Source organism: Gimesia sp. (genome assembly GCF_040219335.1).
GTDB lineage: Bacteria > Planctomycetota > Planctomycetia > Planctomycetales > Planctomycetaceae > Gimesia.
The window spans coordinates 42,823-55,062 of sequence record NZ_JAVJSQ010000034.1 but is presented as its reverse complement, the minus strand read 5'-3'; the positions used below and the strand labels follow the sequence as shown (position 1 = coordinate 55,062).

The 12,240-nt window shown below is 55.1% G+C and carries 12 protein-coding genes; 7 read left to right on the top strand and 5 right to left on the bottom strand.

The features are described 5' to 3' along the window. Nucleotides 1-30: 30 nt before the first annotated feature. From RID21_RS27575 to eno, 3 genes are all read right to left on the bottom strand, one after another. Complete coding sequence (locus RID21_RS27575) at nucleotides 31-363, bottom strand: hypothetical protein (RefSeq protein WP_149343442.1); 333 nt, start codon at nucleotides 361-363, stop codon at nucleotides 31-33. A 253-nt stretch (nucleotides 364-616) separates the two neighbouring features. Then, nucleotides 617-1,204 (bottom strand): FtsB/FtsL family cell division protein, encoded by a 588-nt coding sequence (locus RID21_RS27570; protein ID WP_350194581.1) that lies wholly within the window; start codon nucleotides 1,202-1,204, stop codon nucleotides 617-619. A 279-nt stretch (nucleotides 1,205-1,483) separates the two neighbouring features. Further along, the gene (eno, locus tag RID21_RS27565) at nucleotides 1,484-2,758 is read right to left on the bottom strand and encodes a phosphopyruvate hydratase (RefSeq protein WP_145193263.1); all 1,275 of its coding nucleotides are present in this window, start codon (nucleotides 2,756-2,758) and stop codon (nucleotides 1,484-1,486) included. A gap of 483 nt (nucleotides 2,759-3,241) precedes the next feature. Between eno and RID21_RS27560 the strand changes: the two genes are divergently transcribed. The 7 genes from RID21_RS27560 (at nucleotide 3,242) to RID21_RS27530 (ending at nucleotide 10,063) form a co-directional block, all read left to right on the top strand. After that, entirely contained in the window at nucleotides 3,242-4,291 is a 1,050-nt protein-coding gene (locus tag RID21_RS27560; protein ID WP_350194579.1) for a phosphatidylserine decarboxylase, read from the top strand. Continuing rightward, nucleotides 4,278-5,159, top strand: a complete 882-nt coding sequence (pssA, locus tag RID21_RS27555; RefSeq protein WP_350194577.1) for a CDP-diacylglycerol--serine O-phosphatidyltransferase — start codon at nucleotides 4,278-4,280, stop codon at nucleotides 5,157-5,159. The genes RID21_RS27560 and pssA overlap by 14 nt, the downstream gene beginning before the upstream one ends. Before the next feature lie 54 nt (nucleotides 5,160-5,213). After that, nucleotides 5,214-5,831, top strand: a complete 618-nt coding sequence (locus tag RID21_RS27550) for a riboflavin synthase (protein WP_350194575.1) — start codon at nucleotides 5,214-5,216, stop codon at nucleotides 5,829-5,831. Nucleotides 5,832-5,853: 22 nt separating this feature from the next. Beyond that, nucleotides 5,854-6,738 (top strand): 16S rRNA (adenine(1518)-N(6)/adenine(1519)-N(6))-dimethyltransferase RsmA, encoded by an 885-nt coding sequence (gene rsmA, locus RID21_RS27545; RefSeq protein WP_350194573.1) that lies wholly within the window; start codon nucleotides 5,854-5,856, stop codon nucleotides 6,736-6,738. Between the two features lie 112 nt (nucleotides 6,739-6,850). Then, complete coding sequence (gene guaB / locus RID21_RS27540) at nucleotides 6,851-8,335, top strand: IMP dehydrogenase (RefSeq protein WP_350194571.1); 1,485 nt, start codon at nucleotides 6,851-6,853, stop codon at nucleotides 8,333-8,335. After that, a complete protein-coding gene (locus tag RID21_RS27535) occupies nucleotides 8,274-9,506 on the top strand; it encodes a hypothetical protein (RefSeq protein ID WP_350194569.1) in 1,233 nt (410 codons plus the stop codon). Before guaB ends, RID21_RS27535 begins: the two co-directional genes overlap by 62 nt. Before the next feature lie 152 nt (nucleotides 9,507-9,658). Continuing rightward, nucleotides 9,659-10,063: a hypothetical protein gene (locus tag RID21_RS27530; RefSeq protein ID WP_350194567.1), complete on the top strand. Its 405-nt coding sequence runs from the start codon at nucleotides 9,659-9,661 to the stop codon at nucleotides 10,061-10,063. Between the two features lie 12 nt (nucleotides 10,064-10,075). Here RID21_RS27530 and RID21_RS27525 read toward each other — a convergent pair whose 3' ends face one another. Continuing rightward, nucleotides 10,076-11,197: a glycosyltransferase family 4 protein gene (locus RID21_RS27525; RefSeq protein WP_350194565.1), complete on the bottom strand. Its 1,122-nt coding sequence runs from the start codon at nucleotides 11,195-11,197 to the stop codon at nucleotides 10,076-10,078. A gap of 3 nt (nucleotides 11,198-11,200) precedes the next feature. Beyond that, entirely contained in the window at nucleotides 11,201-12,175 is a 975-nt protein-coding gene (locus RID21_RS27520; protein WP_350194563.1) for a sugar phosphate isomerase/epimerase family protein, read from the bottom strand. Between the last annotated feature and the right edge of the window lie 65 nt (nucleotides 12,176-12,240).

Sequence of the window (12,240 nt, the reverse complement as noted above, 5' to 3'; positions counted from 1 at the left end):
GAGAGAATCGGGGCGCGTGATTGAGCAAGCTTATTCGCCCAGCATCTGATCAGCTACCCGTTGCAGATTGCGCGAGGAGCGATCCTGCATTTTCAGGATGTGAGGTGCAGCGGCTTCTTCGTGTGACTGATCGATGCGGGTAATAGTCCCGGGTGCCAGTGGCACATACATGGATGAAACACGGGCCTTCATGCTGTTTTCTTCTGCTTCGTGCATTTCCTGATCCTTATTCTGCATTTCATCGAGAACGATGGGATTCCAGGTCGCTTTTCTTTGATCGGCCGAAACGTAGTGCATCCGCGCCCAGCGTCTCAGTCTGAATTCCGTTAACAGAGAAGTTCTGGCTTGCTTATCTGTATCCATTCTGTGATACCCTTCAGGGTTGAAACGTCATGAAATAACTACTAATCAAATCGTCGCTGCTTCGGGATTGTCCGAACTGAATTTGATTTCTGCTGCCGGCTTTCAGCGAGATAGAATGGCAGAGCAGCTATTCCAGAAAAAATCCGAACAACGTGGTTCCTGGGAAGAAAGGCTAGGATCACAAAAACAAGCTCAGGTGTTGCAGGCGGGGCGTTTGCTGCATTCGTGTTATTCCTTACAGCCGGAACCGGGGTCAGTCTTCATCGGCCTCTGATTCCGAGATGCGGTATCGAGAGAGGAACAGCGACACAAAGTCTTTGGTGGATCGGGTTACGTGCTCCAGCTGATGGGACTGCGATTCATGCAGAAACGTAAAAGACAGCAGCACAATCACCCCGGCGGTCAGCAGCAGCGAGGAGCGCACCTTGTGGTTTTCGCTGAGCACGCTCAGCATGGGCACGTACCAGGCGCGACTGGTGACCGGGATTCTCTGACGCGAATTCCATTGAGGCAGATCCAGGGCCAGATCGGGATCGACGGCAATCCGCTCTTCACCCGGTCGAACGGCATCAAAGTCGACTCGTGCGACTTCGGAACGAAACTCAGGATCATGTTCCAGCGAATGGGCGATCTGTTTCAGGTATTCGACCTGGTTTTCCAGGGTCACCAGCTGGACCTGGTTCGAGAGATACTCATTCCTTAACTCGAGGTAGGCCAGATACCGCGGCGAAAGGACTACCGCAGCGAACAGGCTCGCCGCGAAGAATAACAGCAGCCAGAATGTCAGCGAGATCATCCAGCCGATCCCGGTTTCTTCGTTCTGGTGCTGTCTGTCAGTCACGATATTGATGGCCGATGTAAAAGAAACACAATCTCTGCAGACGTGGGGCGCAGAGCTACCTCATCAAAATCGACAGGGTTGCACAGGTTTCTCCAGACCCTGTTAAGCTGTAGTGATTGTCGCGACTGTGTCTGTGGTGCCGACCGGAGTGTGCTTGGCTGAAATGAGTTGAGATGGGGCGAAGAATCGCATACTGCAACTTAAGCCTGCGCATAAAAAGCTCCCCTCGGAAACGGGTTCCGGGGGGAGCTGTTCATTTCAGAGTTGATCGGAATCAATTCAGGAGATGGTACCGCCGAAGGTGGCTTCCTCTCCCAGAATCTCTTCGATTCTCAGCAGCTGGTTGTATTTGCAGATGCGGTCGGTCCGGCTGGCGGAACCGGTTTTGATCTGACCAGTGCAGAGAGCAACCGCGAGGTCGGCGATGGTGGTGTCTTCGGTTTCGCCGGAACGGTGGCTCATGACGGCGGTGTAACCGTTGCGTCCTGCCAGTTGAACTGCTTCGATGGTTTCGGACAGGGTGCCGATCTGGTTGACTTTCACCAGGATGCTGTTGGCAACCCCTTCGTCGATCCCCCGCTGCAGACGTTTGGGGTTGGTCACGAACAGGTCGTCGCCGACCAGCTGGACTTTGTCGCCGATCCGTTCGGTGAGTGCTTTCCAGCCTTCCCAGTCGTCTTCTGCCAGGCCATCTTCGATGGAGCAGATCGGGTACTTTTCAACCCAGGAGGCGAGGAAGTCGACCATGCCTGCGGAATCGAATTCGCGACCTTCGACGGTGTAGATACCGGTTTCTGTGTTGTAGAATTCGGTAGAAGCGGCGTCGAGGGCGATTTTAACCTGATCGCCGGCTTTGTAACCTGCTTTTTCGATCGCGGTCAGAATGACGTCGATCGCGTCTTCACTGTTGGGCAGATCGGGAGCGAAGCCCCCTTCGTCGCCGACAGCGGTGCTCAGACCTTTGGAAGAGAGCACTTTCTTCAGCGAGTGGAAGATTTCGGTTCCGCAACGCAGAGAGTCACTGAAGTTGTCAAAGCCCAGGGGCATGACCATGAACTCCTGCAGGTCGATACCGTTGCTGGCGTGCTCACCACCGTTGATGATGTTCATCATCGGGGCGGGGAGGCGGTTGGCGCCAACACCACCCAGGTAACGGAACAGGGGCAGGTCGGAAGAAGCAGCTGCTGCGTGTGCAGCGGCCAGCGAACAGGCCAGAATGGCGTTCGCACCCAGGCGTGATTTATTTTCAGTGCCATCCAGGTCGAGCATGACACGGTCGATCAGCAGCTGATCGCAGACATTCAGGTCAACCAGTACGTCGGCAATTTCGGTGTTCACATTCTGAACGGCCTGCTGGACCCCTTTGCCCAGGAAGCGGTCTTTTTTATCGGCGTCGCGCAGTTCACAGGCTTCGTGCATCCCTGTACTGGCACCGCTGGGAACAGCGGCTCGGCCTACAACTCCATTTTCCAGCTCGATATCCACTTCCACAGTGGGATTCCCGCGACTGTCAAGAATTTCACGGGCATGAACGGAACTAATGGCAATACTCATCGGTTTTGTTTCCTCTAAAAGTTCGACAGGATGAACTCGATCTGTTGATTTCGCAACACATCAACATAAATTGATATTATTTGGCGTAAAGCAGCATATTTTTAGCAGAAAGCCGGAGTAACCTCAAACGATTGCGTTTAGATTAAATGAATCTTTACGCGAGCTGTGGATACCAGCCAGTCCGGAATATGCTCAAACTCTGACCAGGATTACAGATGCAACGTGGCTTCCCTGCCCGACCAGTGAATCGCAGGCAGACCCGGATCCGGCCAGAAGTATAAAACAGAGACGCTGCACGGATTTTTTCGATTCGACCCGTTGCCCGTGAAGAAAACAGATTAAAAATAGTGATGAACGAGGGCGTATCTCGTCAGCCAGCCGGGATCCTGTTAAACTGGGACGTTCTTGAGCAGGGACCAGTCCGGTCTCTGAAACCGTTCCCGAAATGATCAGCAGCACGCAACCACCGAAATTCAAGACCTTATGAGTTCAACTTCATCAGACGTTAATCCACCTCCCACCGGACAACCTTATTCCCGACGGGAAGTCCAGCCCATGGATCCGCAACTGACGACCATTCAGCCGGGTGGGGGAATTATTATCAACCTGGAAATGCTCTGGGGCCGCTGGCGGCGATTCTGGTTGAAGACGTTTCGCCCCCGTTACGTGAAAAAAATGGAGAGCACACGGAAGGGGGACTTCAATCCCTGTCCGCATGATGTGCTCGATCCCCGCGACCTCAAATATCATGAGAACCAGGGAGGCTACTACTGGGAGGAAGCCGACGATCCCTTTGCGTATCGCAGCCGACTCCCCTTTGCCCGTGAAGGGCTGGCCGAACTGTTCGTTCTCTCAACCCTGTTTTTCGGCGGTGCCGCCCTGCTCTCCGGCGTGATTTTATCCGGCGTGGTGACCGGTGTGCTCAGCTACATCGGCTGGTTGCTGGTGCTTACGCTGGTGTTGTTCGGGATGGAGATTGTCTGGTTCTTCCGGAACCCCCAGCGGACAATCCCTGCGGGTGAGGGTGTGATTGTTTCTCCTGCGGACGGGACCTTCGATACGATTGAAGAGATTGCGCATCACGAATATATCGGCGGTCCGGCGATCGAGATTGGCATTTTCCTGTCGATTTTCAATGTCCATATCAACCGGATGCCGGTTGCCGGTAAGATTATCAAACTTGCGTATCGACCCGGGAAATGTCTGAACGCGCTGCGACCGGAGTCCACGCGGTTAAACGAGCGACTGGAAGTCTATCTGCAGATGCCCGAGCCGACCAGCCGACCGATGCTGGTACAGCAGATTACCGGTGCAATTGCGCGGCGGATTGTCTGTCGCTTGAAACCGGGCGATGAATTAACCAAGGGGGCGCAGTTTGGTATGATTAAGCTGGGTTCCCGGACCGTGCTTGTGTTCCCCCAGGAAGAAGGACTGGAAATCCTGGCGAAGCCGGGTGACAAGTTGAAAGCTGGTTCGACTATTCTGGCGAAATATGCAGAGTCCCCCACTGAGGCCTCCAATGAAGAAGCGTAAACTGATTGCCGTTCTACCGACGTTGTTGACGCTGGGTAATGCCGCCTGTGGTTTTGGCGCGATTACCTATGCAGCCAAGGTCGGACCGGAATATATGGGGCACGTGACCAGTGGTGGTCTGACCCGCATGCTGGGAACTGCACCAGGGGTCTATAACTCTTTTGAAAATCAACACCTGTTTATCGCTGCGGTGCTGATCTTTGTAGCGATGCTGTTCGACGCCCTGGATGGCAGTGCCGCCCGCTGGACGAATCAGACCACGGAATTCGGTGCGCAGCTCGACAGCCTGTGCGATGCGATCAGCTTCGGAGTGGCCCCGGCGTTTCTGATGCTGCAGATGATTCAGTTTCGTACCCAGATCTATCATCCGCGTCTGTTATGGGTGATCGCGCTGCTGTTTGCGGTCTGTACCATTTTAAGGCTGGCACGCTTTAATGTGGAAACAGATGAAGATGATTCGCACGAAGGGTTCAGTGGTCTCCCTTCTCCTGCCGCTGCAGGCGTGGTGGCGTCCTTTCCGATCGCGATGCGCGGCCTTTACAAGCTGGCAGAGACGAAAAATGGATCGATGCAGTCCCTGGCAGATTGGTTAATTACCGGCATCGGCTGGGCCTTGCCGCTGATCACACTGGCGGTCGCTGCACTGATGGTCTCGCGCGTGCATTATCCGCATGTGTTTAACCAGTTGTTCACTGGTCAGCGGAGCCGCCGGCATGTGATTCAGCTCGTATTTTCTCTGGCCCTGATCTTTCTGGTGCAGGAGCTGGCGGTCCCGGTCCTGTTCTGTTATTTCGCGTTTTCGTCCCCAATTCGTGCTTTTTGGGAAGAAGTTATCTCTGGACGACTATACAAATCCAGAGAAATTTGAGAAACTGATTCGTTTAATTCCCCTGTTTTTAGAACGCCGAAGGTACTGTCGCCGATGTTTACGGGACTGGTCGAGGGGCAGGGTACCGTTCAACTTCTCGAAAAGAACGGCTCCTCCATCGATTTGACGCTGAAGATTCCGGAACTCATTTTACATGAGGCCCAGATCGGTGATAGTGTGGCCATCAATGGCTGCTGCCTGACGGTGGTGGAGATCGCCGCGAACTCTCTGAAGTTCCAGGCGGGCGCGGAAACCCTGGCGAAGACCAACCTGGGGCTGTTAACCGTGGGCGATGTCGTGAATCTGGAACGCCCGCTGGCAGCAAACGGACGGCTGGGTGGTCACTTCGTTCAAGGGCATGTGGACGGCGTGGGGTCGATCAAATCGATCGACCGGGACGGCGAATGGATCACGATGTGGTTCGAAGTTCCGGAAGCACTGGCTTTGCAGATGGTCCCCAAGGGATCGGTCACCGTGGATGGCATCAGCCTGACCATAGTGGGCTGCGAAGCATCCTCCTTCAGTATCGCGCTGATTCCACACACACTGGAAGTGACGACGCTGGGTCAGAAGCAGGTGGGCAGTATTGTGAATATTGAAACCGATATTCTCGGGAAGTACGTGTCAAAGCTGGTTCCCTTAACACTTGATGGTATCAATGAAAGAAGATGAAAGGCAGACTCGATCTTATTTAATGCAGCTCTTTGAGCGGCATGGCTTTAACCCGCGCTCTGATCTGGGCCAGAACTTTCTGATCGATCTGAATATCATCGAGTACGTCGTTGAACAGGGACACATTAAACCCACCGACATAGTGCTGGAAGTAGGAACCGGAACCGGGGGCATGACCACGTTCATGGCTCAGAAAGCCCGGCATGTGATCTCGGTCGAGTACGATCGTAACATGTACACCCTGGCCAGCGAGGCTACGCAGAAGTACGACAACATCACCCTGCTGAACTGCGACGCGCTCAAGAACAAAAACCGGCTCAACCCCATCGTGCTGGAAGAGGTTGACCAGCAGCTCAAAGCGAACCCGGGCAGTCACCTGAAGCTGGTGGCCAACCTGCCTTACAACGTGGCGACGCCCATTATTTCGAATCTGGTTGCCTCGGATCTGCCCTGGAACCGGATGGTGGTTACGATTCAGTACGAGCTGGGTTTAAAAATGTCGTGTAAGCCTGCGACTTCGAATTACGGGGCGCTGTCGGTCTGGTTGCAGTCGCAGTGCTTCGTCAAGCTGCTCAAAAAAGTGGGGCCCACCGTTTTCTGGCCTCGACCCAAGGTTGATTCGGCGATTGTCCAGCTGACGCCGAATCCGCCCCTGAAACAGAAGATCGGGGACCGGGTCTTCTTTCAGGATTTCCTGCGACGAGTCTTCCAGCATCGTCGGAAACTGATGCGGAGCACGTTGGTGGGAATGTACAGCAAGCAGTTGAGTAAAACGGAAGTAGACTCACTTCTGGAGGCACACGGTTACGATCGGGAGAAAACCCGGGCTGAGGAATTGACGGTGCCCGAGATGATCGAACTGGGGAACGCATTCCAGGAACAGATCACACGAAACGCAAACATTTGAAACAGATTGCCCCGTCGGCGGGTATTTTGCCTACAATGTTTCAAAAAAATAAATCATCGATTTCGAACACGAAACAGAAAATACATTAAAGAGACTCGTAAGGAGAGGCCCAATGCAAGACCGCATTATCTGTCAGGGAATTACTTTCGACGATGTTCTGCTGCAACCAGCTTACAGCGAAGTCATGCCTTCGGAAGTCAGTGTTGCCAGCCAGCTTACTCGAAATATCCCTCTCAATGTTCCGATTATCAGCAGCCCCATGGACACCGTGACTGAGAGCGATATGGCGATCGGCATGGCCCAGGAGGGGGGCATCGGGGTCATCCACAAAAACATGACAGCGGAACAGCAGGCAATGCAGGTGGACCTGGTAAAACGGAGCGAACACGGTGTGATTGTGGACCCGGTCACACTGCCTCCCGAGGTTACAGTGGCAGAAGCTGCCGAAATCATGAAGCGGAGAAACATCGGCGGGGTCCCCGTGACACAAAATGGGAGGCTTGTGGGGATTTTGACGAGCCGTGACCTGCGGTTTCTCGATTCTCCCGACACCCAGATATCTGAAGTCATGACGAAAGAAAAACTTGTGACGGCTGCGGAAGATACAACGCTTGAAGTGGCTCAGCGGATATTATTGGAAAATAAGGTCGAGAAACTTCTGCTGGTTGACGAAAATTATCAACTGAAGGGGCTGATTACGATCAAAGACATCGACAAGACGATGCAGTTCCCGCTGGCCTCCAAAGATTCACGGGGGCGGCTGCGAGTTGGAGCTGCGGTGGGTGTCCGAGATTATGATCGTGCCGCTTTACTGATTGAAAAAGGGGTGGATCTTCTGGTTGTTGACAGTGCCCATGGCCATTCCGGCAATGTGGTCCAGACCGTGAGAGAAATCAAAAAACGATGGGACATCGATGTGGTTGCCGGTAATGTGGCGACTGAACAGGGTGCCCGAGACCTGGCGGATGCGGGAGCGGACGCGGTTAAGGTCGGCATCGGTCCTGGCTCAATCTGTACAACGCGAATTATCTCAGGCGTCGGTGTGCCGCAGTTAACTGCGATTTCCAATGCTGCCAAGGCACTGGAAGGAACAGGTATTCCGGTCATCGCCGATGGGGGAATTCGTTACAGTGGTGACATTGCCAAAGCTCTGGCAGCCGGCGCTCATACGGTGATGTTAGGAGGTTTGCTCGCCGGTCTGGACGAAAGTCCGGGTGAATTGATTCTTTACCAGGGACGCAGTTTCAAGCGTTACCGTGGGATGGGATCGATGGGAGCAATGGTCAAAGGCAGTAGCGAACGCTACCGTCAAAGTTCAGTTACACAAGACGGAAAGGATTCCGCCAAGAAACTGGTACCAGAGGGAGTAGAGGGACGCGTACCTTACAAAGGTCCGCTGCAGAATCTGCTCTATCAACTTGTAGGTGGACTACGGGCTGGTATGGGTTATTTAGGAGTCCATTCTGTCGCGGAAATGCGAACCGAAGCCAAATTCATTCAGGTTTCAGCCGCAACGGTCAGGGAGAACCATCCGCATGATATTGCAGTCACTCAGGAAGCACCGAATTACACAGCCGAACATTCACCCATGGAATAGTTCGGGTAAGCGATATCTGCTGAGCCTGGCCCTGGTTCTGGGGCTCTCGCCATTTACGATGGTCGAGGAAGCGTCCGCAGAGCAGGACCCCTTCCTCGGACAGAATCCTGTGCCTGCCAGCACGTGGGAAGAGCTGAAAAGCCGTTCTCCGGAGCAGCGCTGGGAGTCCCTGTCGCGCGAAAATAAACGCGAGCTGAAAAAGCAGGAACGCAAAGAACGCCGCGAACAGCGTAAGCAGAGCAAAAACGACGAATTGGAACAGACGCCGGCCTTCCGTCCGATCCCGGATGACATGCCTGTCGCCCCCGCGCCTGCCGCGGTCCAGGCTGCTCCCACGGGAGTAAATCCCTTTGCGTCTGCCGGTCCCAGTACCCCTGTCAGCCCGGCACCTGCAGTCGAGCCGTTTAAAACCATTGGCCTGGAAGAGAACCCCTCAGCGTCCCAGGCTCAGAATGTACAATACAAAAGTGTGACACCCGCTCCGGCTGCCACACCATCGAAGCAGATGGTACCTGTCTTTCCGGAAGCGGATGACGACAGCGGTAATTTTATCATGACCCAGAAGAGCTACGACGGGCTGGGCGATGACATTCCCAATGTGGATGGATTGCCTGCCGCACCGGAAGATCTGGAAGACGAAACACCGCACCTGTTGAAACGCATCTCCAACATCAAGCCGTTCTTCGACTACGAACCCGATCCGAAGATCGCCAAGAACGAACCATGCCGGAACCTGTGTCCCCGCCCCGATGGCAAACCTTGTAAAGCCCCGGATGAAGAAGGGGGCGCGATTCTGGAGTGCCCGCGGGAATTCAAACTGAGCAATGCTCCTTATCCGGGACGGAACTTCTCTGAAAGTATCTACACCTGGGAAGCTTCGAACGTAAACTACAATCCTTTGTACTTCGAGGATCCCAACCTGGAACGTTACGGTCTTTCCCGTCGCGATCTCGTGCAGCCCTTTGTTTCCATGGGACGGTTTACCGGTCAGCTGATCGCGTTACCTTACCAGATGAGCATCGACCCGCTTCGCAAGCGTATGTATCCCCTGGGATTCTATCGACCGGGCGAGCCGAATACTCCCAAACGGATCAACGGTGTTCCCTGGAATACCAAAGCCGCCATCACAGAGGGACTTACAGCAACCGGTCTGATCTTTATCCTGCCGTAAGCTGAAACAGAGTTCCTCGAGGACGCGTCGGCGGTTGCCGAAGCAGCAGCAATTCGATATTCTCTAAACACATCCTGACTCAACCGGTCAGGATGTGTTTTTGTTTTATCTATGCTTCGAGCTGTTCTGTTTCAGAGAGTGAACTTCGTCCCATGTCCCGCGATTCTTTGAACCACGTTTCTTCCGCCTCACATGACCTGGCGGATGATATTGTCCGCCGCGTTGCTAATGTCGTTGGTGAAGCCGAAGCAGCCACCAAGCCACTGGAACTGGATCCGTATCGCGGTCAGCTGTTCGAACTGTTTGTGATGGCCGACGCTGCAGGCTTCGTCGCCGAAGATGCGGAAATTGATCTTACGGCTGATAACCTTTGTCGTGAACTGGCTGCACTGTGGGGACTGACAGAAGTGACTCAGGATGCGATGGCTGCCCAGTCGAAAATTCCCCCCGCACAGCTGGGAAGACTGCGGGCACTCTGGTCCGTATTGCGGCTCTGGATGGAATGGGACTACGCCTGGAAACGCTGGGAAGAGTTTCATCCCCGTCAGGGCAGCTAAACGCCCGAGCAATCAGTCACAGAGTTCCTGCCAGCAGGCCACCATGTTGCGGCTGGCCCGTTCGCTGGTAAAGCATTCTTCTGCCCGCTGTCGCGCGTGCTGTGCGATGCTTTGACTCAGACTCTGGTCGTGCAGTAAACGCTGGATCGCTGCGGCAAGTGTCTTTGCCTTGCCGGGAGGTACCAGCAGTGCAGAGCGTTCGTGGTCGACTATTTCACAAGTCCCCCCCACGTTGGTTGCAACCAGAGGCAGACCGCTGGCGATCGCTTCCAGCAGGACGCGTCCCAGTGGTTCCTGCTTGGCCGGATGAACCAGCAGGTCAACTTCATTCATCAGAAACGGGATGTCATCACGGTAACCCAGTCGGTGCAGACGCCCTGCCAGACCAGGTTGTGCAAATGTAGTATCCAGGGCACGGTCGAAATCGATGCTTTCCTGTTTCTGTGAATGCCGTTCTCCGACCAGGACAAAATGGGTCTGCTGATCCCCCTGCTCTGACAGCAGTCGGGCCGCCTCTGCCAGAACGTCCTGTCCCTTGCGCAGGCCGATCTGACCGATGGTCAGGCAGAGACGCGTGTCGGCCGGGAGCCCCAGTTCCTGTTTCAGTGCGCCCGTGGCAGGACGGGGTTGAAACCGTTCGGTGTCGACGCCGTTATAGCAGACGTTGACAGTCTCCGCATTCAGGCCCCGCTTGATATGGAAATCACGGGTGGCGTGGGAGACCGCGAACAGTCTGCGGTTCCGGTTGAGATCCCGGATGGCAGCGCGACTTAGTTTGATGATGTCCCGCAAATGCCCCGAGCAGGGAACCGGCAACTGTTCGGCGAAGGCGCCGGTCAGTCGCGCCATGGACAGGCTGTTGGCGTGCAGCAGATCGAAGTGCTGCGCCTGCAGGACGGGGAGTAACTGTTCCAGCACCGCTTCCCGCGGCAGTCTCAGACCCTGTTCGTCGTGAAACTGAACCGGATGGCAGGGGATGTCGAGCGATGTCAGGCGGTGCTGCAGGGGACTGTCGGCGAGGCAGAAGGCGGTGAATTCGAATGACCGGCCATGCAACTGTTGAAGCATGGCCAGCATGGAATGTTCGCCTCCGTTCAGAGAACCGAACTCAAACAGGAGTGCGATCTGCTTCACGTCTTATTCTGCTTTCGGGAGCTGGTCGAGTTGCGCCTTGAGAACGGCTTCCCTTGTTTTCCGCAGGCCGGTTTTCGCGACTTCCAGCGGGTCCTGTTCCCAGTACTCGCGGTTAAACAGTTCCAGCGAGAGCACACCCCGGAAGCCGGCCCGGTAAATCATGCGGAAGATGTCGGTCAGTGGTGCCACACCATCGCCGGGATAAACGCGGTGTGCGTCGTTGATGGTTTCGCGCGGGGGATCGGCGGGGTAGTCATTCACATGGAAGACCTGAATGGCCGAGCCGCTGAGCAGCCCCAGTCCGGCGAAATCGGAGCCCCCTTTATAGATGTGATACACGTCCGGGAGCAGACAGGCCTTGGGGTGGCCGCTTTCAATGGCGACAAACATCGATTCCCCCAGTCGCGAGAGAGACTCGGAGAAGCCCCAGACCTCGACCTGCGGAACGACCTGCATCTGATCGCCCAGTTCAAGCAGTGCACGATACCGTTTGGCAGCGGCGAACAGGTCCAGATCCGATTGTTTGGTGGCGCCGACAGGCGGGGCCGCCATGCGGATGCCGCCGATCTGCTGGAGTGTGTCCATATCCCGTTTGGCCTGTTCGAGACCCGCTTTGCGTTGCGCGTCATCATCGACGATCCACTGGGCGAAGCCGATCGCGCTCTCGACCGTCAGGCCGGCATCTTCAATCCGTTTGCAGAGATCCTTGAGTGAACCCCCTTCTTTTACATACTGATCGATATCCCGCAGCCAGGGCTCGATGGCATCGTAGCCGGCACTGGAAGTAAGGTTGATCTGTTCGACGATCCCCAGTTTCTGACCGCGGACGGTGCTGGTATTAAAGCAGTAGGCGAACGGTTCAGCCGCGGATCGCTGGCGTCCCGTGTTGCCTGCCAGGGCGGGTGCGGAGGAAAGACCAGCGGCCAGCAGACCGCCTGTGGCAGCCAGCATTTCACGTCGATTGAGGTTGGTTTGCATGGGGGTGGTTCCGGAGGGCCTGTTGCAGGGTAAGATCACTCCTTAAAACTACCGGAAGGAGTGAC

Bases quoted from the DNA above. Each gene is read 5' to 3' on its own strand.
- RID21_RS27550 (WP_350194575.1), top strand. From the start codon at position 5,214: ATGTTTACGGGACTGGTCGAGGGGCAGGGTACCGTTCAACTTCTCGAA.
- rsmA (WP_350194573.1), top strand. From the start codon at position 5,854: ATGCAGCTCTTTGAGCGGCATGGCTTTAACCCGCGCTCTGATCTGGGC.
- pssA (WP_350194577.1), top strand. From the start codon at position 4,278: ATGAAGAAGCGTAAACTGATTGCCGTTCTACCGACGTTGTTGACGCTG.
- RID21_RS27530 (WP_350194567.1), top strand. From the start codon at position 9,659: ATGTCCCGCGATTCTTTGAACCACGTTTCTTCCGCCTCACATGACCTG.
- guaB (WP_350194571.1), top strand. From the start codon at position 6,851: ATGCAAGACCGCATTATCTGTCAGGGAATTACTTTCGACGATGTTCTG.
- RID21_RS27520 (WP_350194563.1), bottom strand. From the start codon at position 12,175: ATGCAAACCAACCTCAATCGACGTGAAATGCTGGCTGCCACAGGCGGT.
- RID21_RS27560 (WP_350194579.1), top strand. From the start codon at position 3,242: ATGAGTTCAACTTCATCAGACGTTAATCCACCTCCCACCGGACAACCT.
- RID21_RS27535 (WP_350194569.1), top strand. From the start codon at position 8,274: ATGATATTGCAGTCACTCAGGAAGCACCGAATTACACAGCCGAACATT.
- RID21_RS27575 (WP_149343442.1), bottom strand. From the start codon at position 363: ATGGATACAGATAAGCAAGCCAGAACTTCTCTGTTAACGGAATTCAGA.
- eno (WP_145193263.1), bottom strand. From the start codon at position 2,758: ATGAGTATTGCCATTAGTTCCGTTCATGCCCGTGAAATTCTTGACAGT.